The organism is Citrobacter enshiensis (assembly GCF_029338175.1).
Classification (GTDB): Bacteria; Pseudomonadota; Gammaproteobacteria; order Enterobacterales; family Enterobacteriaceae; genus Citrobacter_D; species Citrobacter_D enshiensis.
Map to the genome: position 1 here is coordinate 3450780 of NZ_CP119862.1, position 24952 is coordinate 3475731.

At 54.3% G+C, this 24952-nt stretch carries 16 protein-coding genes; 12 read left to right on the top strand and 4 right to left on the bottom strand.

Annotation, left to right across the window (positions count from 1 at the left end):
* Positions 1–154 precede the first annotated feature (154 nt).
* Genes betI through betA form a run of 3 tightly spaced genes read left to right on the top strand, consistent with a single transcriptional unit; the run spans position 155 to position 3924 of the window.
* Entirely contained in the window at positions 155–748 is a 594-nt protein-coding gene (betI, locus tag P2W74_RS16620) for a transcriptional regulator BetI (RefSeq protein ID WP_276292472.1), read from the top strand.
* Positions 749–761: 13 nt separating this feature from the next.
* Positions 762–2234: a betaine-aldehyde dehydrogenase gene (betB, locus tag P2W74_RS16625; protein WP_276292473.1), complete on the top strand. Its 1473-nt coding sequence runs from the start codon at positions 762–764 to the stop codon at positions 2232–2234.
* A 13-nt stretch (positions 2235–2247) separates the two neighbouring features.
* Positions 2248–3924 (top strand): choline dehydrogenase, encoded by a 1677-nt coding sequence (gene betA, locus P2W74_RS16630; protein WP_276292474.1) that lies wholly within the window; start codon positions 2248–2250, stop codon positions 3922–3924.
* A gap of 36 nt (positions 3925–3960) precedes the next feature.
* On the opposite strand, the gene P2W74_RS16635 is transcribed toward betA, so the two are convergent.
* Complete coding sequence (locus P2W74_RS16635; protein ID WP_276292475.1) at positions 3961–4665, bottom strand: GNAT family N-acetyltransferase; 705 nt, start codon at positions 4663–4665, stop codon at positions 3961–3963.
* Positions 4666–4806: 141 nt separating this feature from the next.
* On the opposite strand from P2W74_RS16635, the gene P2W74_RS16640 reads away from it, so the two are divergent.
* Entirely contained in the window at positions 4807–5925 is a 1119-nt protein-coding gene (locus P2W74_RS16640; protein ID WP_276292476.1) for a YbdK family carboxylate-amine ligase, read from the top strand.
* Between the two features lie 66 nt (positions 5926–5991).
* Positions 5992–6240, top strand: a complete 249-nt coding sequence (locus P2W74_RS16645) for a DUF1158 domain-containing protein (protein ID WP_276292477.1) — start codon at positions 5992–5994, stop codon at positions 6238–6240.
* A gap of 37 nt (positions 6241–6277) precedes the next feature.
* On the opposite strand, the gene P2W74_RS16650 is transcribed toward P2W74_RS16645, so the two are convergent.
* Together P2W74_RS16650 and P2W74_RS16655 are read right to left on the bottom strand one after the other, a co-directional pair.
* A complete protein-coding gene (locus tag P2W74_RS16650) occupies positions 6278–6619 on the bottom strand; it encodes a RamA family antibiotic efflux transcriptional regulator (protein WP_276292478.1) in 342 nt (113 codons plus the stop codon).
* Positions 6620–6647: 28 nt separating this feature from the next.
* A complete protein-coding gene (locus P2W74_RS16655; RefSeq protein WP_276292479.1) occupies positions 6648–7748 on the bottom strand; it encodes an MBL fold metallo-hydrolase in 1101 nt (366 codons plus the stop codon).
* A gap of 191 nt (positions 7749–7939) precedes the next feature.
* On the opposite strand from P2W74_RS16655, the gene P2W74_RS16660 reads away from it, so the two are divergent.
* The 4 genes from P2W74_RS16660 to P2W74_RS16675 all read left to right on the top strand — a co-directional run bounded on the left by P2W74_RS16660 (position 7940) and on the right by P2W74_RS16675 (position 11044).
* Entirely contained in the window at positions 7940–8521 is a 582-nt protein-coding gene (locus tag P2W74_RS16660; protein ID WP_276292480.1) for a TetR/AcrR family transcriptional regulator, read from the top strand.
* On the top strand, positions 8521–8889 hold the full coding sequence (locus P2W74_RS16665; protein WP_203361301.1) for an MmcQ/YjbR family DNA-binding protein: 369 nt from the start codon (positions 8521–8523) through the stop codon (positions 8887–8889). Before P2W74_RS16660 ends, P2W74_RS16665 begins: the two co-directional genes overlap by 1 nt.
* A 120-nt stretch (positions 8890–9009) precedes the next feature.
* A complete protein-coding gene (gene nfsB, locus P2W74_RS16670) occupies positions 9010–9663 on the top strand; it encodes an oxygen-insensitive NAD(P)H nitroreductase (RefSeq protein WP_203358555.1) in 654 nt (217 codons plus the stop codon).
* A gap of 136 nt (positions 9664–9799) precedes the next feature.
* A complete protein-coding gene (locus P2W74_RS16675) occupies positions 9800–11044 on the top strand; it encodes a mechanosensitive ion channel family protein (protein WP_276292481.1) in 1245 nt (414 codons plus the stop codon).
* A gap of 58 nt (positions 11045–11102) precedes the next feature.
* Here the strand turns inward: P2W74_RS16675 and pheP are convergent, their stop codons facing one another.
* Complete coding sequence (pheP, locus tag P2W74_RS16680; RefSeq protein ID WP_276292482.1) at positions 11103–12497, bottom strand: phenylalanine transporter; 1395 nt, start codon at positions 12495–12497, stop codon at positions 11103–11105.
* Between the two features lie 280 nt (positions 12498–12777).
* Between pheP and P2W74_RS16685 the strand changes: the two genes are divergently transcribed.
* The 3 genes from P2W74_RS16685 to P2W74_RS16695 all read left to right on the top strand — a co-directional run bounded on the left by P2W74_RS16685 (position 12778) and on the right by P2W74_RS16695 (position 24750).
* Positions 12778–13953: a coiled-coil domain-containing protein gene (locus P2W74_RS16685; protein WP_276292483.1), complete on the top strand. Its 1176-nt coding sequence runs from the start codon at positions 12778–12780 to the stop codon at positions 13951–13953.
* A 617-nt stretch (positions 13954–14570) separates the two neighbouring features.
* Positions 14571–15149: a helix-turn-helix transcriptional regulator gene (locus tag P2W74_RS16690; protein ID WP_276292484.1), complete on the top strand. Its 579-nt coding sequence runs from the start codon at positions 14571–14573 to the stop codon at positions 15147–15149.
* Positions 15150–15342: 193 nt separating this feature from the next.
* Complete coding sequence (locus tag P2W74_RS16695; RefSeq protein WP_276292485.1) at positions 15343–24750, top strand: autotransporter outer membrane beta-barrel domain-containing protein; 9408 nt, start codon at positions 15343–15345, stop codon at positions 24748–24750.
* The last annotated feature ends 202 nt before the right edge of the window (positions 24751–24952 follow it).

Genomic DNA, 24952 nt, shown 5'->3' on the forward strand with positions numbered 1-24952 from the left:
TTATTTGTTTTTAAATGAAAAAATTAAACACCCTTGAATATCTCCTTAACGAAATCAGCCAATCAATATAACAATTAATACACATTTTATATTGAACGTCCAATCAAAAAACGGTTAAATACATAAACACAACTGATGATTGGAGCAGTAAAAAATGCCCAAAGTGGGGATGCAAACCCTTCGCCGCAGGCAGTTGATCGACGCCACGCTGGACGCGATTAATGAGGTTGGCATGCACGATGCCACCATCGCGCAAATAGCCCGCCGCGCCGGTGTTTCGACCGGCATCATTAGCCACTACTTCAAGGATAAAAATGGGCTGCTGGAGGCGACGATGCGCGACATCACCAGCCAGCTTCGCCACGCAGTTTTGCGTCGTCTGCATGCGCTGAAAGGCGCCCGCGCCGAGTTACGATTGCGCGCCATTGTGGCGGGGAATTTCGATGACAGTCAGATAAGTCAGGCGGCAATGAAAGCCTGGCTGGCCTTCTGGGCGAGCAGTATGCATCAACCGATGCTGTTCCGGCTGCAACAGATTGCCGGGAAACGTCTGCTCTCCAACATCGTTTACGAGTTCAGGCGTGAGCTTTCGCATCAACAGGCGCAACAGGCGGGCTACGGGCTGGCGGCCCTGATTGACGGACTGTGGCTACGTGCCTCACTCAGCAACGAGCCGTTCAATCTGAGTCGCGCTCAGGCGCTGACCACCCATTTCATCAATCAACATTTGCCGAAAACCACTGACTAACCGAGGAGAGCGTATGTCCCGAATGGCAGAACAACAGCTTTATATTGACGGTAGATACACTGTCGCCGCCAGCGGTCGCACCTTTGAGACTACCAATCCCGCCAACGGTGAAATCCTGGCCACCGTGCAGGCGGCTGGCCGCGAGGATGTCGATCGCGCCGTGAAGAGCGCCCAACGTGGGCAGAAAATCTGGGCGGCGATGACCGCCATGGAACGCTCGCGGATTTTGCGCCGGGCGGTGGATATTCTGCGCGAGCGTAACGACGAACTGGCAACACTGGAGACGCTCGACACCGGGAAGCCGTTCAGCGAAACCGCCAGCGTCGATATCGTGACCGGCGCCGATGTGCTTGAGTATTACGCCGGGCTGATCCCGGCGCTGGAAGGCACGCAAATCCCGCTGCGTGAAACCTCTTTTGTTTACACGCGCCGCGAACCGCTGGGCGTCGTCGCGGGCATTGGCGCGTGGAACTATCCGATCCAAATTGCCCTGTGGAAATCCGCTCCGGCGCTTGCCGCAGGCAATGCGATGATCTTCAAACCCAGTGAAATCACCCCGCTCACCGCCTTAAAGCTGGCAGAAATCTACACTGAAGCGGGTCTGCCGGACGGCGTCTTTAACGTGCTACCGGGGACCGGCGCCGAAACCGGGCAATGGCTGACGGAACATCCGGGCATCGCGAAAGTCTCCTTCACCGGCGGTGTCGCCAGCGGCAAAAAAGTGATGGCGAACTCAGCGGCATCCTCGCTCAAAGAGGTGACGATGGAGCTGGGCGGGAAATCACCGCTGATTATTTTTGAGGACGCCAACCTCAATCTTGCCGCAGACATCGCCATGATGGCGAATTTCTATAGCAGCGGTCAGGTTTGCACCAATGGCACCCGCGTGTTTGTTCCGACACGGATGAAAAGCGCCTTTGAACAAACCATCCTCGCCCGCGTGGCGCGCATTCGCGCAGGCGATCTGTTTGACCCGGCCACCAACTTTGGCCCGCTGGTCAGTTTTTCGCACCGCGAAAACGTTCTGCGCTATATCGACAGCGGCAAGGCGGAAGGCGCAACGCTGCTCTGCGGCGGTGAGGCACTGCAAGGCAGCGGTTTTGACCACGGCGCGTGGGTTGCTCCGACGGTCTTCACCGACTGTCATGATGAGATGACCATTGTGCGTGAAGAAATCTTCGGCCCGGTGATGTCAATCCTGACCTACGAAGACGAAGACGAGGTCGTGCGCCGCGCTAACGATACGGACTACGGACTGGCGGCAGGCGTCGTAACTCACGATCTTAACCGCGCGCACCGCGTGATTCACCAACTGGATGCGGGGATCTGCTGGATCAATACCTGGGGAGAATCCCCCGCCGAAATGCCGGTAGGCGGTTACAAACACTCGGGCATTGGTCGCGAAAACGGCGTGATGACGCTGCAAAGTTACACCCAGGTGAAATCCATCCAGGTTGAGATGGGTCAGTTTCAATCCCAATTCTAACCAGGAGGTTTATTTGCATTTTGACTACATCATTATTGGCGCCGGCTCCGCCGGCAACGTGCTGGCGACACGCTTAACAGAAGACAACGATACCACCGTACTGCTGCTGGAAGCAGGCGGTCCGGATTATCGCGCCGACTTTCGCACCCAGATGCCCGCCGCCCTCGCCTTCCCCTTACAGGGCAGGCGCTATAACTGGGCCTATGAAACCGAACCGGAACCGTACATGAACTATCGCCGCATGGAGTGCGGGCGAGGAAAGGGGCTGGGCGGTTCGTCACTGATTAACGGCATGTGTTATATCCGCGGCAATGCTCTGGATCTTGATAACTGGGCGCAGGAGCCGGGTCTCGAGCACTGGAGCTACCTCGATTGCCTGCCCTACTACCGTAAAGCGGAGTCCCGTGATACCGGCGCGAACGACTATCACGGCGGCGAAGGCCCGGTGAACGTCACCACCCCAAAGCACAATAACAATCCGTTGTTCCATGCGATGGTTGAAGCTGGCGTCCAGGCCGGATATCCACGTACCGACGATCTCAACGGCTACCAGCAGGAAGGTTTTGGTCCGATGGACAGAACCGTCACGCCGCGAGGTCGTCGCGCCAGCACCGCGCGGGGCTATCTTGATCAGGCCCGGAAGCGCCCGAATCTGACCATCATCACCCATGCCCTGACCGACCGTATTCTCTTTGACGGTAAAAAAGCGATGGGCGTGGAGTGGCTGGAAGGCGACAGCACGATTGCGAACAAAGCGACCGCACGCAAAGAAGTGCTGCTCTGTGCCGGGGCGATTGCCTCGCCGCAGATCCTGCAACGTTCCGGCGTGGGCGACGCGGCGCTGCTCAACGCCTTTGCTATTCCGCTGGTACACCCTCTGCCTGGCGTCGGCGAAAACCTGCAGGATCATCTGGAGATGTACCTGCAATATGAATGCAAAGAACCGGTGTCGCTCTACCCTGCCCTGCAATGGTGGAACCAGCCGAAGATTGGCGCCCAGTGGTTATTCGCCGGCACTGGCACGGGCGCCAGCAACCATTTTGAAGCGGGAGGTTTTATCCGCAGCCATGACGGGTTTGCCTGGCCGAACCTTCAGTACCATTTTCTGCCGGTCGCCATTAATTACAACGGTTCTAACGCCGTCAAAGAGCACGGTTTTCAGTGCCACGTGGGATCGATGCGCTCCCCCAGTCGGGGCCATGTGCATCTGACATCCCGTGACCCGCGTGAACACCCGGCCATCCTGTTCAATTACATGTCGGCGGAGCAGGACTGGCAGGAGTTTCGCGACGCGATTCGCATCACGCGGGAAATCATCAACCAGCCCGCGCTGGATAAATACCGCGGCCGGGAGATAAGCCCGGGAATTGACTGCCAGACCGATGAACAACTGGACGCCTTTGTGCGCGATCACGCCGAGACGGCGTTCCATCCCTGCGGGACCTGTAAAATGGGGTATGACGAGATGGCGGTGGTGGATGGCGAAGGGAGAGTCCATGGCGCAGAGAATCTGCGCGTGGTGGACGCCTCTATTATGCCGCACATCATTACCGGCAATCTGAACGCCACCACCATCATGATTGGCGAGAAAATTGCCGACGCCATTCGCGGTCGTACACCGCTGGCCAAAAGTACCGCCCGTTATTATGTGGCAGGCGATACGCCAGTACGAACAGCGCCGCAACGCTAACACAGACTCCGCTCTGGGCGCAGAGCGGAGACGCACTTATGCTTCGCGACACGTCACCAGCGTTTTTCTCTGTCGGCCGTGCTCATCAAAATTCTCCGGCGCCAGCCAGCGTTGCAGCGCCCGATCGCACTGCGGCCATTCGCCGTCAATCATCGACAGCCAGTCGCTGTCGCGATTGCGCCCTTTGCGCACAATTTTTTGCCGAAACCGACCTTCATAGACAAAACCTAATCGCTCTGCCGCCTGGCGCGATGCCGTATTCAGCGAATCGCATTTCCATTCAATGCGACGGTATCCTTGCGCAAACGCATGGCCCAACAGTAGCCAGATTGCTTCTGAACCCAACACCGTCTGCTTCATTCGCGGCGACCAGGTCACGTGCCCAATCTCGACCGACCCATGCTCCTGCTCAATCGCCATATAACAGACCAGCCCGACCGCACGCGCCGAGCGGGCATCAATCACGGCAAAAGGAACCAGCGTCTCGTCACGGGCTTTGCCGTCGAGCCAGCGGGTTGTCGCCTGCACGCTTTCCGGGCGTTCGCTGGCAAGCCAGGTCCAGTCACGCTCATCGACGGCCTGCGCATAAGCATCGAAAAGGTCAGCTGCATGGCGTTCAGGTTCGAGGGGTTCCAGTCGACAATAACGCCCGTCAAGCGCAACACGGGAAAGCAGCGCTGCCCCCGTCCAGTCCGGCAGTGCGTCGCCCACCGTTTGTCCATACAGATTAATTTCCGGCACAGTTCACCCCAGCAGATTGGTCGTTAAATTTTTATATCAGTTTGCTTGCGGCAAGAAAAGACGCCGCTCAGGAAATCATCAGCCTGATGAATGAATACCGTCTTCTATAATGAGGAATAAACACCCACACACGAGCCCGCTATGCCGCTACCCGACTTTCATATCTCCACACCGTTTACGCTGGGCATTGAGCTGGAAATGCAGGTGGTTAACCCGCCGGGTTATGATTTGAGCCAGGATTCCTCACACCTTATTGATGACGTCATCCCCCATCTTCAGGCCGGAGAAGTAAAGCACGATATCACCGAAAGTATGCTGGAGATGGCAACCGGCATCTGCCATAACATCGACCAGGCTGCCGCACAGTTTTCGGCGATGCAGCAGATTATCCTAAACGTTGCAGCAAACCACCATCTCGCCATTTGCGGCGGCGGCACCCATCCGTTTCAGACGTGGCAGCGCCAGCAAGTCTGCGACGATAAACGCTATCAACGTAACCTGGAATGCTTTGGTTATCTGATCCAACAAGCGACCGTATTTGGTCAGCATGTGCATGTCGGTTGCGCCAGCGGTGATGACGCCATCAACCTCCTGCACGGCTTGTCCCGCTTTGTGCCGCATTTTATTGCGCTCTCCGCCGCATCGCCCTATATGCAAGGTTCGGACACCCGCTTTGCCTCCTCGCGGCTGAATATCTTCTCTGCCTTTCCGGATAACGGCCCCATACCGTGGGTCAGTAACTGGCAGGAGTTTGAGGGACTGTTTCGCCGTCTGAGCTACACCAGTATGGTCGACAGCATCAAAGATTTGCACTGGGATATTCGCCCCAGCCCTCACTTTGGTACGGTAGAGGTCAGAGTCATGGATACACCGCTGACCCTGAGCCACGCGGTCAATATGGCGGGGTTGATTCAGGCCACCGCCTGCTGGTTGCTCTCTGAGCGCCCGTTTAAACATCAGGAACGGGATTACCTGCTGTATAAATTCAACCGTTTTCAGGCTTGTCGGTACGGTCTGGAAGGTATTCTGACGGATGTACACACCGGCGAGCATCACCCACTGGCGGACGACACACTGCGTCTGCTGGAAAAAGTCGCCCCCTTTGCTGACAAGGTCAATGCCACCAGCGCGATTGAGGCACTGCATCTGCAGGTGAAAAATGGGCTGAACGAGGCGCAGCAAATGCGTCATTTCATCGCGGAAGGCGGTTCGTTAACCGGTCTGGTAAAAAAACATACAGAGATCTGGGCTGGACTTTAACGGCGAGGTTTGCGTTACCTGACGATATCCCGGACAATGGCTTTTTAACTCAAGTTTAACAATGCCATGAAACACCCCCTTGAATCGTTGATGACCGCTGCCGGTATTCTGCTGATGGCGTTTCTCTCTTGTTTGCTGCTGCCCGCGCCGTCGCTCGGCCTGGTGCTGGCGCAAAAGCTGGTTGCGAGCTTTCATTTGATGGATCTCAACCAGTTTTACACCCTGTTGTTTTGCCTGTGGTTCCTGGTGCTTGGCGCCATCGAATATCTTGTGATTCGTTTTATCTGGCGACGCTGGTTCTCACTGGCGGAGTGAGTCGCAAAGGCAGTGCTAGTGCGCCTCCCGACGGTGTTTAGTGCACACGGCTATGATTTTCTTTGCGATACGCGCCCGGCGGCTGGTTAAACGTGCGGGTAAACACCCGCGTAAACGTCTGCTGCGAATCAAAGCCGTACTTCAGACAGATGTCATACACTTTCTGGTCTGTATCGCGCAAATCACGCGCGGCCAGTCGCAGTTTACGCTGCCGAACGTAGCGCCCCAGATTCTCACCTTTGTACTGCAAAAACAGGCGTTGCAGATGCCACTTTGAATAGCCCGCATGACGCGCAATATCATCAATGCGTAACGGCTGATTTAAATTATCATCAATCCACGCAACAATTGTTTCGATAACCCGAGCGGAAATCGTCATGGTGATCTTCCCTCTTTAAAAAGAATCCTTATTCCCACCAGGCCGTAAACGACTGCGTTGGGTCAGCCAGATTTACCTGCTCGCCTAACGTCGGCGTCAGCAACCGGTAGTCTTTATTGCGACTCGCAAACGCCAGACGTTTATACGGATCGTCCCAGGTATGTTTCGCCAGCACAAAGCGCCCTGCATGGCCGGGTAAAACCGCCTTTGCATGCAGGTCCTGCGCAGCCCTCGCCGTTTCTTCCGGCATCATATGGATGTACTTCCAGTCCTGGTCGTACTGGCCGTTTTCCATGATCGCCAGATCCACGGCGCCAAACTGCTCCCCTATCGCTTTAAAATGCGGTCCGTAACCCGAGTCGCCGCTGTAGTAAATTCTCTGTTCTGGCGTCTCAAACATAAAACTCGCCCACAATGTCTGATTACGTTTAATGCCCCGGCCAGAAAAATGCCGGGCAGGCAAGACATGCACCATCAGTGAGTCGTCGACTCTGACTGACTGGTTCCAGTCACGCTCTTCAATGATGTTGCTGTTCATGCCCCAGTAGCGCAGATGCGAACCGACGCCCAGCGGCACGATCGCCCGCTTAATCTTCGGCATTAATGCCTTGATGGTGGCGTAATCCAGATGGTCGTAGTGATCGTGCGAAATAATCAGCAGATCGATGTCCGGCATCGTGTGTGCCGTCCAGGGGTAATGTCCGGCAAACGCTTTGTTTAAAAACGAAAACGGCGCGGCGTAGTTGCTGAATACGGGGTCAATCAGAATGCGTTTGCCGGACAGTTGCAGATACCAGGAAGAGTGCCCCAGCCAGATAAGCGTCTCCTGTGCCTGCGGCAAACCGGCAATATCGGTGGGCACCAGCGGCAAGGGTTGAGGCGGTCGCGCATTTTCCCGCTTCGCCACCAGAAACTCCCACCACGCGGCAATCATCCCCTTATCTCCGGTATAACCCGGCGTAGGCAACATATTGTGAAACGCGCCATCACGATAGTGCGGCGACTGTTCAACCTGGGTTAATTGGCTGCCTTGCGGCGCCTGACCAAACCCGGGATTAAGGACAAACGGCAAACTGGCTGCTGAGGCAATAAGCATAATAAAAACCACACAAACTGTGAGACGCTTCATATCCTGACCCGAAAACGCTCCCCTTTCCGATGGTTTGCGCGGCTGACCCTTGAATATGAGTGAGTAGGCACTCATTATAGAAAACGAACGTTTCCCGTCAAGATGATTTTCAATCTTTGACATTCACCGTTGCGGCGCTGCACATGCCGTGATTCAATCGTATTTTCTTACAGACTTAAGGGTAAAGTGTAGTGGCTCGTCCGAAGAGTGAAGACAAAAAACAGGCATTACTGGAAGCCGCAACTACCGCGATTGCGCAATCTGGCATCGCGGCATCGACTGCCGTCATCGCCCGGGGTGCGGGGGTTGCAGAGGGAACGTTGTTTCGCTATTTCGCGACAAAAGATGACTTAATCAACGCGCTTTATCTCCACCTGAAACAGAATCTCTGTCAGTCCATGATGGCGGAACTGGATCGTTCGATTACCGATGACAAGACCCTGACCCACTTCATCTGGAAGAGCTACATCAATTGGGGTCTGAACAACACCACCGGGCATCGCACCATTCGCCAGCTCGCGGTCAGTGAAAAGATCACCAAAGAGACAGAGCAGCTGGCTGATGACATGTTCCCTGAACTGCGCGATCTCTGCCATCGCTCCGTGCTGCCGGTTTTCATGTCTGAGGAATACCGCGCGTTTGGCGATGCGCTGTTTCTTTCTCTGGCGGAAACGACCATTGAGTTCGCCGCCCGCGATCCCGCCCGCGCCGATGCGCTCATCTCGCTGGGTTTTGAAGCGATGTGGCGCGCCCTGACCCGTGAGGAAAGATGATGGATGGGCAAACCCTGCATGAATGCGCGAAACGCATCGCGCTTGAACTGCCCTTTACCGAGCTCTGCTGGCCATTTGGTCCGGAATACGATGTCTTTAAAGTGGGGGGCAAAATTTTCATGATTGCCTTAGCGCATCAAAGCCGCCCACTCATTAATCTGAAGTCCGATCCACAAAAATCACTGCTTAATCAGCAAATTTATCCCAGCATTAAGCCTGGCTATCACATGAACAAAAAACACTGGATCTCCGTGTATCCGGGCGACGATATCAGCGAGTCGTTGCTTCACGATCTGCTGAATGACTCATGGAACCGGGTGGTCGATGGCCTGGCGAAAAAAGATCAGAAACGGCTGCGCCCCACCTGATTTATCGTTGGCGCGGATAAGTGTTTTTGCATTTTTCTCTCTTATCTTTTCTGCGCCAACCCTGTACTCTGCTGGCACATAACGCACCCGCAGAGGGTGCCAAAACACTCAGGAGTATTTATGGATATCGTTTCTGTCGCCTTAAAACGCTACTCCACTAAGGCGTTCGACCCCAGCAAAAAACTGACCGCAGAGGAAGCTGAAAAGCTGAAAACGCTGCTGCAATTCAGCCCGTCCAGCACCAACTCACAGCCGTGGCATTTCATCGTTGCCAGCACTGATGAAGGTAAAGCGCGCGTTGCGAAATCTGCCGCCGGGAGTTTTGTGTTTAACGAACGCAAAATGCTCGACGCGTCCCACGTGGTGGTCTTCTGTGCCAAAACGGCTATGGATGACGCCTGGCTTACGCGCGTCGTGGATCAGGAAGAGATCGATGGCCGCTTCGCCACGCCAGAAGCCAAAGCCGCTAACCACAAAGGCCGTACGTTCTTCGCCGATATGCACCGTAAAGAACTCAAAGACGACAACCACTGGATGGCAAAACAGGTTTACCTCAACGTGGGTAACTTCCTGTTGGGCGTGGCGGCAATGGGTCTCGACGCGGTTCCCATCGAAGGTTTTGCTGCCGACATTCTCGATGCCGAGTTTGGTTTGACGGAAAAAGGCTACACCAGCCTGGTCGTCGTTCCTGTCGGACATCACAGTATCGAAGATTTTAACGCTGCCCTGCCGAAATCGCGTCTGCCTCAGGAAACCACCCTGACGGAAGTCTAAAACGCGCTCTCCGTGCCGGATCACGGCGTAGCCTGAAATCCGGCCGGTCAATGCGCTGCGCGTTGCCTCCCCTGCCCGCATTTGCATAATTTCTCTACAGCCGTCATCATAGGTCTCTGTTTATTAAGGAGACATTATGCAGGAATTGATATCTCAGGTAGAGGAGTTAGGCATTGAAATGAATCACACCACCTCGCTGGTGATGATTTTTGGCATTATTTTTCTGACAGCCGTGATTGTGCATATTATTTTGCACTGGGTGGTGCTGCGTGCCTTTGAGAGGCGTGCAACGGCCAGTTCCCACCTGTGGCTGCAAATTATTACCCAGAACAAACTTTTCCACCGGCTGGCGTTTACCTTGCAGGGTATTATCGTCAACATCCAGGCCGTACTTTGGTTACACAAAGGCAGCGAAGCGGCAGACATCCTGACCACCTGCGCGCAGTTGTGGATCATGATGTATTCCCTGCTGTCGCTGTTCTCCCTGCTGGACGTGATTTTAAACCTGGCGCAAAAATTCCCCGCCGCTTCTCAGCTTCCGCTGAAGGGGATCTTCCAGGGCATTAAGCTTATCGGCGCCATTCTGGTCGGTATTCTGATGATTTCGCTGTTAATTGGTCAATCGCCCGCGATTCTGATCAGCAGTCTCGGTGCCATGGCCGCCGTGTTGATGTTGGTGTTCAAAGACCCCATTCTCGGGCTGGTCGCCGGGATCCAGCTTTCCGCCAACGATATGCTCAAGCTGGGCGACTGGCTGGAGATGCCGAAATACGGTGCTGACGGTGCGGTGATCGACATCGGCTTAACCACGGTGAAAGTGAGGAACTGGGATAATACCATCACCACGATCCCGACCTGGTCGCTGGTGTCCGACTCGTTTAAAAACTGGAGCGGCATGTCCGCGTCCGGTGGCCGTCGAATCAAACGCAGTATCAATATTGACGCCACCAGCATTCATTTCCTCAATGAGGAGGAGCTGCAAAAGCTGAATAAAGCGCACCTGTTAGCGCCTTATTTAACCTCGCGCCATCAGGAAATTCATGAATGGAACCAACAGATGGAAGCGCCGGAGTCGGTACTCAATCACCGTCAGATGACCAATATTGGCACCTTTCGCGCCTATCTGAATGAGTATTTACGTCATCACCCACGGATTCGCAAAGATATGACGATGATGGTGCGCCAGCTGGCGCCGGACGATCACGGCTTACCTATCGAGATTTATGCCTTCACCAATACCGTCGTCTGGCTGGAATACGAGAGCATTCAGGCCGATATTTTCGATCACATTTTTGCCGTCATCGAAGAGTTCGGTTTGCGCATCCACCAGTCGCCAACCGGCAATGATATTCGGTCGTTATCAGGCGTGATTCAGCGCTAATTACTGGCAGACATCTGGGGAAGACGCCGATCTCCAGCAAGATGAGATCGGCGATTCGTTAGCGGGTTTTACGGCGCAGCAGTTTGAAGGTCACAAACAGGAACAGAACCCACACGGGCAGTAACATCGCCGACAGACGCATATCGTCGATCGTGCACATCAGAACCAGAATCATCGCTAAAAAAGCGATACACAGGTAGTTCCCGGCAGGATAGAGAAGCGCCTTGAACTGCGTGTCACGTCCCTTACGACGCATTGCCGCACGAAAACGCAGGTGCGCGAGGCAAATCATTACCCAGTTCAGCAGCAGGGTCGCCACCACCAACGCCATCAACAGACTGAACGCCTTTTGCGGCAGCAGGTAGTTAATCAAGACCACCAGCGAGGTGACCGCCCCGGAAAGCAGCAACGAGTTCACCGGCACGCCACGGTGGCTGACACGGGTTAAGAACTTCGGCGCATTGCCCTGAACGGACAGCCCAAACAGCATCCGGCTATTGGAATAAACGCCGCTGTTATAGACCGACAGCGAGGCCACCAGAATGACAAAATTCAGCGCAGAGGCCACCACGTTGCTGTCCAGATTGTGGAAAATCATCACAAACGGACTGCTGTTGGATTTCACCTCTACCCACGGATAAAGCGCTAACAGCACCACCAGAGAACCGATATAAAACAGCAAAATACGGTAAACCACCTGATTCACCGCTTTCGGGATGCTTTTTTGCGGATCGCACGCTTCAGCCGCAGTAATACCAATCAGTTCCAGCCCGCCGAAGGAGAACATAATCACCGCCAGCGAGAGGATCAAACCGTTCCAGCCGGTGGCAAAAAAGCCGTTATAACGCCAAAGGTTGTCGATACTTGCGTGCTCGCCGCCGCTGCCGGAAAAGAGCATCCACAGCCCGAAACCGATCATGCCGATGATCGCCAGCACTTTAATTAACGCAAACCAAAACTCCGTCTCGCCATACAGACGCACGTTCACCAGGTTTACCGCATTAATCATAACGAAAAAGACAGCGGCCCAGATCCAGGTCGGGACATCAGGCAACCAGTATTGCATGTAAATACCGGCCGCCGTCAGCTCCGCCATGCCGACCAGCACAAACATCACCCAGTAGTTCCAGCCGGAAAGGAAGCCTGCGAACGGTCCCCAATACTTGTACGCAAAATGGGCGAAAGAGCCAGAAACCGGCTCTTCAACGACCATTTCGCCCAACTGACGCATGATTAAAAAGGCAATGATCCCGGCAACACCATAACCCAGCAAAACGGCCGGGCCGGCCATCTGAATGGCAGGGCCAATTCCCAGAAACAGACCCGTGCCAATAGCGCCCCCGAGGGCAATCAATTGAATATGACGGTTTTGCAACCCTCGATGAAGCGTCGGTTCACTGTTCGACGCGGCATCTGACACACTGGTGTCAGATGCAGTTGACGCGTTTTTCACGCCCTACCCCTGTGTCGTTTTTATTGAGGGGCTCCTTTTAACATTTCGACTTCGTTGTCGCAAGGCACAATCCGACGGAGCTGAGAACGCGAAAACAGGCGTTTAAAGCGCCACAGAAGCCCTAATATTGCGGGAAACAGATAATTTTCATGAATTCCAGTGGACGAAAAGGCGTCGCAGACCACAGAATGCGTTTTAATATTTTTTCTGTATTTTCAAACGGGTGTCTCAGAACTATTCTCTGTCACTCATTTTTAAGCCATGCCAGGCAACAGTTTTCATGAATAAGATCATTAAACGGCTAGAGATCGTCAAAAGCGCCATCGAACTTGAAGATGAAGAGATCATCTTGCAGCAACTTGTTTACCTGAAAGACGACGCTCTGGATGCCGCCATTGGGTCGATTGCCCATGCCATCGAAGAGAGACGCTTCAGCGATGCCATGCGTGAGATTACTGCCTGGCTACACTCTCAACACGCGGTGGCAACATGGCAGGATCCGGCTATCGCGGCCGCCAAACTGGAGCTGAAAGCGCTCGAGTCTCAGCTACACGAACTGATCGACAAGCGTAATACCCGTATTCAGGTCCTCGATGACTTCAATGATCTGTACCACCTCCGCCTTGGTCCACTCATGAGCCGCATTTTGGAATTACGCAAGCAACTGGCCGCCAGCGCGCAACGCAAACAAGAAGCCGAGCTCAGGCGCAGAGAAAAGGACTATCAATCCTGCCAGCAGTACATTTCACAGGCGATTGATCAACTGGCGACGCTCAAGCGGCACTGGGTGAGTCTCAGTTCAACGTCCCGGGAAGCGGCGGAGGTTCGAAAACGTATTCAACAGCAGACCGAACTTATCACTGCCCTGCTGGCTGAGATTCGCGAACTGGAAAATGATTTTACCCGTCAGGATGACAACACCGCGCGCCAGGCGCGCGAAAACGCCGATAACGAATATGATGAATTCCGGGAGCAGCAGCAGGATGCACAGCATCGCCACGACCGGGATCTACAGCTCTCTGCGGATGAACGTAACGAGCTTAAGCGTCTGTGGCGTCAGGCAAGCCGACTCTGTCACCCGGACGTCGTCGCTGACGAGTTAAAGGAAAAAGCGCATCAGATGATGGTTCAGCTTAACCAGGCCCGCCAGCATGCTGATCTGGCGACCATTCGCGCGTTGCTCAGCCAACTTCAGCATGGTCTGGAACCTATGATGGCAAGCGACAGACTGAACAATTACGAACACCTGCGCGTCAGAATAGAGCAGCTCAGAACACACATTGATGCCTTGCGAAAAGAGATTACTGAACTGGAGTCTGAAAACGCCTGGCGTCTTGCGACGTCCGTCCTGGATAAAGAGGCCTGGTTATCTGAGCAAGAACGCACCCTGACGGGCATCCGCGACACGCTGGAAGGACAAATGAAACAGGCCGAGCAGGAGATCCTGGCAGGCTAAATCGCGAAAAATCGCTACATGCCAAAACGATTCTTAGCAAGTTACATTTTGTTATTTAGCATTAATTGCAAAATTAAAAGCAAAACGCCACATCAAGGTTATTTCACAAATTAAAATACCAAAAATTTTACAAAAATCAGAATTTATAACCAAAAACTGCTTCTTACTCTGCGTTTTTCTCTTTTCCCCGCCTTTCCCCCCTCAGAATGCCAGGAATTTTCTTAGCCATCTCCCTCCTCTCGGAAATGTGACAAAAATCACACTGAAATATAAGGGCTCTTAATAAATCTCATCCTGACAACGTAGGATTTCGCTGGGTTTTGCCCCGTAACTGCCAGCTGGCGCTGGCGATCCATAAGTGAAATCTATCAATCATACCCAGCGGACTGAAATAAACGATTTATCTTACATTTTAGCCAGGAGTAATATTCATCCTAAGAATAGTTACAAATTCAAATAAAGACAGCGAATATCGAATAAATCAGGATGCCTGAACAGCGTTCAGTACGCACACGAATATACGCCTGTATCTAACCGTATTTATAAAGTGAGACAGACCCTTTTTTAATGGTTAAAAAAAGGGGCGGTATGCTGTACCCAAATTCAAGGAGAACGTTATGTCAAAAGCTATTTTTTTAGGTGAGTCATTTTACACCTGGCTAGGCATGCGAAATATCCTGCGCGGTACAACGTTATTCTTCGATATGGAATTTCACTCCTCCCAGACACTTTCGACGGGAAAAGAAATATCTCGTAATGCTGATTACCTCATCATTAACCCGAGTGAAAGTGAGGCTTTAAAATACGCTGAAATCATCCGCGCCATATCATTACGCCCCTCTGCGACGATCATCGTATTAGCCGACAAAAACACGTTCTCGCTCTTCCAGACCGTGTGCGGGATGCGCCTGGAGTTTCTGGATGATCGTGATTCTCTCGACGCCATCCTGCAAAAAATAACCAACATTATCAATGGTAAAAAGCCATGCGCGCCTAAGCCATTAGCGAACCCAATGACGGTCAACGAGTTCAACGTGATGATGCTGTTTGCCCGCGGCTGGTCGCTGTCCCAAATCGCCGGGGCATCGCACAAAAGCGAGAAAACCATCAGCGCCTATAAAAGCAATATTGCCAAAAAACTGGGACACAATAATACCCGACTGAAATATATGATTTCTCAGTATAGCCAACTGTAGCGCACTGGCTTAAGGAATTCACCACCAGATATTTTTAATAACGTGTTTTATCTTCACCATTTTAATTCCGCTTCGTTCGGAAGGGCTATCTATTTTCAAAAATCGACACTCAGGCAGCACTCCGCGAGCCAAACACAGCCAACAAATCAACGTATTAACACATGCAAAACAGAAATGCAGATGAGGGTTATATATGAATAAGGTTTACAGCATTATTTGGAACGCGGCGCTCGGTCTCTGGGTCGTCGTTTCCGAATTATCCCGTGGGAAGAAAAAAAGCAGCACGCGTAAATCTGTGAGCATCATCGCGGCGACCGCATTAACCGGAGTCTCCATGGTCGCCACCGCAAATCCAATTAATACCTACGGTAACCGTAACATTTCTAACGATTTCCAAAATCAGGAAATCTCAGCAGGCGTACACAACGGGGTCTATGACTACGGTTTCTTATATGAAGACCAGAACGCCGGCAAACAGCTGAACATCAGCGGTGCTCTCCCTACCATTGAGTACGGTCAGAGCGGCGTCGTTGATTCCACCACCATCAAGGAACTGCTGGAAGCCGGTAAAATCACCCTGACCGCCACCAGCGCCGATGGTCAGACCACCTCGAAGATCACCACCGTCGACCAACTGGCGGGCTACCTGTTCCATTATCAATCCTCCACGCCATCGCAAAACGTTGATTTCGCCATTTCCGATCCTGCCGACCCGGAGAACACAGCGTCGATAAAAGTGTTCGACACCAGTGATCTGGCGAACTTTCTTAGCGTGATGGATTTGGGCTCCGTCATTTTAAATACCTACGACGCCAATCAGGCAAAAATTTATAAGCAGTTTGGCTTTGCCCTTGCCGATAAGGGCGCGACGGCCAACCTGAACATCGGCGATGACACGCTGAATGCCAGCGCGAAGGAAAATACCATTGAGTTAATGGCCAAAGACTCCTCGCTGCTGGAAGCGCAAAACGCGGGTAGTAAGGTCAACTGGCAATCGGATAACTACGTCAAGTTTGGCGCAGCGCCGGTCGTTCCGGGTAAAGAATTTCAGAGCGGCACGACAACCGATACCTTCGGCCACGACGTCACCATAATGACCTACGGCTATGACAAAGACGGAAAAGTGGTCGAGACCGGCAACAAGACCTTTTCGATCAGCGATGTCACAGGTTTAGCCCAGTTCAATGACTGGTTGCTGGGCAACAGCAGCGATGCGGCCACCTCTCCTGATGGCAAAAAAGTCAGCCAAATTCAGCTGTGGCTGGACGCGGGCGTCGTCACGAAAGTCTCTGACGCACAGGCCAAATATGCCTCGCTTATCGACGACCTGCTGAAGTCCGACCAGGCCGCCGACAGCGTCAACTGGGATTATGACGTCTGGACCGACGGGCTAGCCCATAACAACAATGCGACAGCCGGTAGCGGCGAGTTACATGCTGTCTACGCCAACGGTCAGGGAACCACCGGTACGATACAAGATGGTTCGATCCTGGCGGTTGACGGCAGTATCAACGGCGTCATGAAAGCGTCGGGCGGCGGCGTCATCAATAACCAGGGCCAGCTTAACGCGTTACGCACCTCTGGCGGACTGAGTCTGGCTGTCGGTATGCTGGCCGATAATTCGACCGCCACCAACAACGGCATCATCAACTCCGGGCTGTTTATCGACAAGAACGGCAACCAGAACGTCAACAGCTATGGCGCGTACGGGATGCAGGGACTGGGAGCCAGTACCGTCACTAACAACGGCACCATCAACCAGGCGATTACCACGGATGACTACGGTACCGCCTCTGCCGCCGACCCCTGGAACAACTCCAGACCTAACTCCTCGCTGACGCTGGCTATCGGGATGCAGCTGTCCGGCGAAACGACCGGGGTTAACAAAGGACAAATCAACGTTGTGGACGGGCGCAAAGATGGTCAGTCCTTTGGCAAAGGCACCGCCTACGGTGTTGAAGTGGATGGAAAATCCACGTTCGTCAACGAAAAAGGCGCCTCCATTTCTCTGGGACGCAATGCCAACGATACGACTCAGGATGTGTTAATGCCTGGCGGCTCCAGCCAAAGCGCCGGGATCCTCACCAAAAGCGCGGGCGATGTCACCAACAACGGCACCATCACGCTCGGCACTGGCGTACGTAATGCCGCAGGTATCCTGATAGGCAACGCCACCGGTAATGTGATTAACACCGGCACCATCACGGTGAACGGTGACAAATCAGCTGGCGACAGCAAAAACTTCGGGATCTCTGTGCGTGACAGCGGCGCTGAGAACAACCAGGTCATTCGCAATGATGGCCAAATTAACGTCAACGGCACCAATAACGTCGGTATTCACATCAGCGCGAGTAACAAAGCGGCTGAAGCCACCACCAGCGCCACTGGCACGATTACCGTCGCTGGCACTGGCGGAACTACCGACCGCAACTATGCCGTTTGGGTTGAAGGGAACGATGCGAATCGCGCCACCGCCAATGTGAATTCTCACATTACGCTGCAGCAGGTCGGTAATATCGGCGTGCATGTGCGCGACAACGCCGTGGCCAACGTCGACAGCATCAGTAGCCCTACCTTCAATAATACTGACCAGATTGGCTACTATCTGTTTGGTAAGGGTGCGACGGCCAACATCGGCAAAGCGGTGATGGATGACAACGGTAAGGCGCGGACGACCATTTTCCGTATCGCCAAGGGCGCGGAGTTTGACGGTAACACTGAAAACCCGGTCACTCACATCCCCTCTAATCTTGAACTGACCTTAAAGGGTAAAAATTCAACGGGCGTTCTCGCCACCGGTGTGGGCAGTACGGTCGATACCGGCGAGGCCAAATTCACCGTGGAAGGCACTGGCGCCGCCGCCCTGCTCATCGAAGGCGGGGCCAGCGGGACCATCAGCGATCAAACGACCATTAATTTGACCGGTACCGACACCACCGCCGGGATTGTCGACGGCCAGGCGCATAAGTTGAACGGCAAAGATAACGACGGTAATCCGAGGGACACCACACTCACGTCCAACGCTAATATCACCTCTGTCGCTGGCGGTAATAACGTGATTGCCTACGTCACCAGGAATCTGGGTAATCTGATTCTCGGCAATAACGGCAGTATCAATCTCGCCAGCAAAAACAGCATCGGGGTGGATGTGCAACAGGGCGGACGCTTTACCAACAATTCCACGTCTGCGCTGCACGTCGCCGATGGCATTGGCGTTCGCGCCTCCGGCAACGATGCGCAGATTAAAAAGCTGGGCACCATTTTGGTGGATGACGGCACGGCCGGTGTTCTGTTAGCCAAAGACGCGCGCCTGAGTATCTCCTCTGGCACGGGCGGTCAACCCGACAAGATTACCACCAACGGCACCGCTGACGGCATCCGTCTGGAAGCCGGTGCAGGATCGTTGAGCGCACAGGGCGTTACCATCAGCGCACTGGGCAGCGGTGCGGGGATTCAGAATAATGCGGAACGCTCAGACATTACCCTTAACAAGGTCACCATCAACGCCAACGACGGCCCGGGCATCCGCACCAGCGTTGAGCTGAATGTGAAAGACGGCGCCGACAATGAACTGAATGTGACTGGCGCAGGTACCGGTTTTGCCTTTGAAAAACAAGATGGCAGCGCCACCACCGGCAATTTGAACATCGGCACGGGCTACACCGTACTGGTGCATAACGACGCTAACAACGCCACGGGTAGCGGGATCCTCGCCAAAACCAACGGCAATCTCACTACTAAGGCCAACATCACCGTTCAGGATACGACCGGGGATTCCGCCATCATTGCCAAAAATGTCTCGGCATTGAGCAACAGCGGAATCATTATCTCCAACAGCACCAGCGGCAAAGCCGTGATTGATGCCAGCGGTGATAACGGTAAAACGATCACCAACAGCGGAACCGTACAGGCGGCCAGCGATCGGGCGATTGCAATCCAGTCAGGTCTCGGAAATGACACCATCAATATCAGCGGCAAAACCGTCGGGATCATCAACACCGGTCGCGGCAGCGATAGCTTTACCTGGAATAACGGCACCTTTGCCGGTGAAGTGAATTTCGATGGCACCAACGGCAACAACAAAGCGAACATCGGCAACGTCTCACTGAAAGAGACTCGCCATATCACCACCCAGGCGGGAAGCGGTAACACCCTCACCTTCACCGATACTCACGGCGATGCGGCCAAAATTGGCAGCCTGACGGCAGATAATCTCAACTCCGGCACCAACATTGGCACCGGCTGGGATTCGTTGACCCTCACTGGCGCGCAGGCAGACATGCGTATCGTTGAAGATCTGGTGCTGAAAAGCGAAACCATTGCCGTTAACGATGGCGCGACGCTGCGCACGGGCGATCACCGTGAGGCAAGCAGCAGCGCGGCAACGATCAACAATTACGCGGTGAAAACCAGCGGTAGCGGCAGTCGGGTGATCTTTGATACCCAGGGCGACGGCGTCGGCGCACAGCAAGTGTATTCCGGGATTATCAGCGGTGACGGTCGCTTTGAACGCGCGGCTGGCGGCACCACTATTTTTACCGCCAATAACACCTATACCGGCTCCACCACCATTGATAATACCGGGACGCTTCAGTTAGGCGTTGGCGGCACCAGTGGGGGAATTGCTGAAGTTTCCACTATTCTCGATAACGGCCTACTGGCGATTAACCGTTCTGACGACGTACGGTTAAATGGGGTCATTTCCGGGACTGGCGCATTGCAGCAGATTGGCGACGGTACGACGCGTCTGACGGGTGACAACACCTATCAAGGGCAGACCACGGTAAAAACCGGGACGTTGCTGATCAATGGCGATCAGAGTGCAGCGACCGGCGCGACGGACGTCAACGAAAGTGCCACGTTGGGCGGGGTTGGCGTGATTGGCGGCGACGTTGCCATGAATAACAGCACGACCATCAGCGCAGGCGATGGCGGCGCGGGTACGCTGACCATTAAAGGCGATCTGAAACTGGGCAACCAGACCACCTCCGATTTCCAGCTTGGACAAGCCTTTGTGCCAGGCGGCGCGCGTAACGATTTAATCGATGTTGCAGGCGACCTGAAGCTGGACGGTACGCTGAACGTCACCGAAAGCGCTGGCGGGCAGTTCGGCCCTGGCGTCTACCGCATTTATAACTATGGCGGCAACCTGGACAACCAAACGCTGGATCTGGGAAGCGTGCCGAGTGGTCAGGATAAGAGCAATATTTTTGTTCAGACCATCCTGAAAAATCAGGTGAACCTGGTCAACGCCAACGGCGTCACCCTGCAATTCTGGGACGGACAAACGTCAGGCAGCAATCACGGTAAATCCGGTATTGAAGGCAACGGCGCGATTGACGGCGGCGACGGCAAATGGATGGCTATCGGCGACAACGGCGACAATAACTGGACGCAACAAGACGGCAATGGCAACGCACCGTGGGCGCAAAAAGCCTTCGCTATCTTTACCGGCAAAGCAGGCACCGTTGAGGTGGATGATGCCGCAGGGAAAGTTGCGTTCTCCGGCGCGCAGTTTGGCACCGACGGTTACGTGGTTAAAGGCGATGCGCTGAACGGTTATGCCACCACCGCAGGCGGCAACGAACTGATGCTGCGCGTCGGTGAAGGTGCTGCAGGGGCTGACGTTACCGCGACCATCGAATCTCGTATTCTCGAAGGCGACAGCGCCGATAAACTGACGCTGGTGAAAACGGATTTGGGCCGTCTGATCTTAACCGGCGAGAACGAATACCGTGGTGGAACGCGCATTGACGGCGGTACGCTGCAAATCTCCAGCGACAAAAACCTGGGTCAGGCAGGTACGGGGCTCGCCATTAACAATGCCTCAACGCTGCAACTGGGCGCCGATCTGAGCAGCGACAGGACCATCACCCTGGGCGCGAATAAAGATGCCGAGGTCTTTGATCTGAACGCGCATCACTTCACCCCAACCGGCGATATCACGGGTGCGGGTAAACTGAAGGTAACCAGCAGCTCCAGCACGGCGGGCAGCACCCTGACGTTTGACCGAGCCAACAGCTACCAGGGCGCAACCGAAATTGCCGGGACAGGTAACGCCAACAACGTCACGGTAAACGTCAGTAAAACCGGTGCATTCGGCAGCAACGCCAGCAGCACGGTGGAGATGAACAAAGGCGCTACGCTCAACGTCAGCGGCGCAGATACCAGCCTGCAATCACTCACCATGAACATTGCAGACAGTCTGTTAACGCTGGCCGATACGGTCACTGCCGCCGGTTCAACCCTGAATTTGACCGAGAAAGCGAAAGCCATCTTCTCGCAACAGGCGACAGCGGAAAACGCCAAAATCAACCTGAACAGCGGCTCAACCGCGCTGTTTACTGAAAACACCACCGCAGGAAATTCACGTATTGCGGTTTCCAGCGACAGCACCCTGGCACTGCAGGATGACGCCAGCGGCGGCACCGCGATAGTGACCAACAGCGGGCTGATGACCTTTGCCGATAACGCCATGGCGGAAATGGCTCAGGTGAAAAACCAGGCGGGCGGTAACGTCGATATTCGTGGCGTCAATAGCGCAACCTCTATCGGTTCACTTTCCGGTGCCGGTAACGTTGAGCTGGGCGATAAGCGTTTGTCACTGGGCAATCTGAGTCTTGATGACACCATCAGCGGTATCATCAGCGGCACTGACGGCAGTCTGGTGAAAATCGGCGACGGTACGCTGACCTTAACCGGCGATAACACCTACACCGGCACCACCGATGTCGACCAGGGCGTCCTGCTGGTGAACGGAAATCAGTCTGCGGCAACGGGTCTGGTAACGGTGAAATCCGGCGCGACGCTCGGCGGCGACGGAATTATCGGCGGTACCGTTAATGTGAACGACAACGGCCACATCACGGCGGGCGCCGCGCTGAATAGCGTCGGTAAACTCACCACCGGTTCCCTGAACCTGAGCGACAATTCACAACTGGATTATCAGTTCGGCCAGGCCAACACGCCGGGGGGCGCATTTAACGATCTGATCAACGTGAATGGCGATCTCACCCTCGACGGTAAGCTGAATATTGAGACCACGCCAGGCGGAAGTTTTGACGTTGGGGTTTATCGCGTCATCAATTACACCGGCACATTGACCAACAATGTGATGGATATTGCCGATGCGCCGGAAGCGGCAGACAGTCTGTACGTGCAGACCTCGGTCAAAAACCAGGTCAACCTGGTCAATCACGCCGGACTCACCCTGCGCTTCTGGGACGGTACCGGGGGTGAAAATGGCGAGCTGAAAAACAATGGCGTGATCAACGGCGGCGACGGCATCTGGCAGTCCAGCAAAGGCAACGACAACTGGACCACCGACGAATCCACACCGGAAGGTATTCTCAACGCGCCGTTCACCGATGCCGCATTTGCCGTCTTCGAGGGTGAAGCGGGCAATGTGACCGTTGATAACAGCAAAGGTGATGTGATCATCAGCGGGGCGCAGTTCGCCACTGGCGGTTATCACGTCGGCGGTGAAGCGATTACGACCAACACGGCGAATACGTTGATTCGCGTCGGCGACGGCACCGTAGATGGCGCGAAATACACCGCCACTATCGACAGCCAGATTCGCGGCACCGGCGGTCTGAATAAGGGCGACCTGGGGACGCTGATCCTCAATGGCGACAACACCTACAGCGGCGGCACCACCATTACGGCCGGTACGCTGCAGGTTGCCGGTGATAAGAATCTGGGTGCGCCAGAGACAGGCATCACCTTTAATGGCGGTACGCTGAAATATGGCGAAGCGTTCAACACGGCGCGTCAGGTCACGCTGGAATCCGGCGGCGGCACCTTCGACACCAACAGCCACAATGTGGCGCTGCTGACGGAAGTGGAAGGTAACGGTCATCTCACCAAAACCGGCAAAGGGACATTGACGTTAACCCAGGACAACACCTACACCGGTGGCACCACCATCGCACAGGGCACCTTGCAGCTGGGCACCGGCGGCAATATCGGCAGCATCCAGGGCGACATCGTTGATAACGGCGCGTTAAATATCAACCGTGCCAATACCTATGCCATCAGCGGCAATATCAGCGGTACAGGCATGTTGCTGCAAACCGGTAGCGGTACGACGGTACTGGAAGGTTCCAACAACTACAGCGGCGTCTCGCTGGTAGCCAATGGCGTGCTGCAAGCCGGTGGCGAAAACACCCTGAGCGCGGCATCGCAGCACTATGTTCTGGAAGGTACGACCCTGAACACCCAGGGTTACAACCAGACGGTCGCAGGACTGGATAACAGCGGTGATGTTTCACTTCTCGGTCAACAGGTCGGCTCAACCTTAACTGTTAAAGGGGATTACATCGGGAAAGGCGGCACGCTGAAAATCGCGGCTTCGCAGGACGCCAGCGGTAAAGGTACTGCAGACCGTTTGGTCATCGACGGCGGTAAAGCGAGCGGGAGTACACTGCTGGATGTGGACGGTTCCGGACTGGGCGCGCCGACCGTCGGCGATGGTATCGAAGTCGTTACCGCGCTGAACGGCGCCACCACCACCGCGCAAAGCACGCAGGATGCCTTCCATCTGGCCTCTGACCGTATGGCGGCCGGTGCCTTTGAATATCAACTGCACGCCGGTAACGCACAGGGTCAAGGAGAAAATTGGTACCTGAGAAGCGAATACCGTCCGGAAACGATGCTGATCAACGGCCTCGCGAGCGTAGTACGCCAGGGCGATCTCAGCTTGCTGGGTAATATGCACCAGCGTATGGGGGATGACATCAAGCCAGGCATCGATGAAGACAACCGTGCCTGGGCACGGATGATCGGTTACTCCGGAAAAACCAAACTGGATGATGCAACGGGGACTGAAACCAGCAGCCATACCTCCGGGATTCAGGTCGGTGCCGACCTCTACGGCGGCGCGAACTGGAAAGCCGGGGTTTATGCCAGCGTCCTGGATATCGACAGCAGCGTGAATGGCACCAACGTTGGCAGCGCCGGTAAAGGCGGCAATATCGACGACAATGGGTTCTACATTGGCGGCTATGCCACCTGGTTCTCTGAAACCGGCATGTATGTTGATAACGTTCTGCAGTACGGCAACCATGATTCCCGCCTGGCGGCATCGGGTAATAGCGATTCGTACACCGTGAAAGGCAACACGCTGACGGCGTCAACAGAAGTGGGCAAACCGTTCCGCTTAGGCGCCAGCGCCTGGAGTCTGGAACCGCAAGCTCAGTTGATCTATCAGTACAGTGATTTTGACGACAGCACGCTGAATGGCTCAACCAAAACGAAGGTGAAAATGGATACGGCAGATTCGTTCACTGCCCGCCTCGGCGTTCGTCTGGTGGGGGATTACGACACGAATCACGGCAAAATCCAGCCTTACGGTCGTGTAAACCTGTGGCAGGGTCTGGGTTCAAAAGACAAAACGCACTTCAGCAACGCCGTGACAACCACGACACTGGAATCGTCTCAGCAGTATTCCAGTACCGAAGTGGCGGCCGGTATGACCTGGACGATTGACAGAGATTTGCAGGTCTACGGTGAATTGGGCACTCAATTCAGTAATGGCGGAAGTAAATCGCAGGTTGAAGCGCCGATCAATGCCTCCATTGGCTTTAAAAAGATGTTTTAATCAAAGCCAGAAATAACTGTTCACCACCTCAAAGAGATGTGGTGAACAGTTAAAATCAAAAGCCTTCTGTTTTAACAGAAGGCTTTTTTATGGTCTGGATTTAGGGGGAAGTGGTCGTTGCAGAAGTGAACGATTAAGGGCCTATCCCAGTAGGCGTAATTGGCGTAGTCAGTTTGGACACGGACAGCGCGGAAAAACCGGA

What these genes read in the sequence shown, in the direction of transcription:
- betI (WP_276292472.1), top strand. Translation starts at nt 155, where the DNA reads ATGCCCAAAGTGGGGATGCAAACCCTTCGCCGCAGGCAGTTGATCGAC.
- betB (WP_276292473.1), top strand. Translation starts at nt 762, where the DNA reads ATGTCCCGAATGGCAGAACAACAGCTTTATATTGACGGTAGATACACT.
- P2W74_RS16640 (WP_276292476.1), top strand. Translation starts at nt 4,807, where the DNA reads ATGCCGCTACCCGACTTTCATATCTCCACACCGTTTACGCTGGGCATT.
- P2W74_RS16645 (WP_276292477.1), top strand. Translation starts at nt 5,992, where the DNA reads ATGAAACACCCCCTTGAATCGTTGATGACCGCTGCCGGTATTCTGCTG.
- P2W74_RS16650 (WP_276292478.1), bottom strand. Translation starts at nt 6,619, where the DNA reads ATGACGATTTCCGCTCGGGTTATCGAAACAATTGTTGCGTGGATTGAT.
- P2W74_RS16655 (WP_276292479.1), bottom strand. Translation starts at nt 7,748, where the DNA reads ATGAAGCGTCTCACAGTTTGTGTGGTTTTTATTATGCTTATTGCCTCA.
- P2W74_RS16665 (WP_203361301.1), top strand. Translation starts at nt 8,521, where the DNA reads ATGGATGGGCAAACCCTGCATGAATGCGCGAAACGCATCGCGCTTGAA.
- nfsB (WP_203358555.1), top strand. Translation starts at nt 9,010, where the DNA reads ATGGATATCGTTTCTGTCGCCTTAAAACGCTACTCCACTAAGGCGTTC.
- P2W74_RS16675 (WP_276292481.1), top strand. Translation starts at nt 9,800, where the DNA reads ATGCAGGAATTGATATCTCAGGTAGAGGAGTTAGGCATTGAAATGAAT.
- P2W74_RS16685 (WP_276292483.1), top strand. Translation starts at nt 12,778, where the DNA reads ATGAATAAGATCATTAAACGGCTAGAGATCGTCAAAAGCGCCATCGAA.
- P2W74_RS16690 (WP_276292484.1), top strand. Translation starts at nt 14,571, where the DNA reads ATGTCAAAAGCTATTTTTTTAGGTGAGTCATTTTACACCTGGCTAGGC.
- P2W74_RS16695 (WP_276292485.1), top strand. Translation starts at nt 15,343, where the DNA reads ATGAATAAGGTTTACAGCATTATTTGGAACGCGGCGCTCGGTCTCTGG.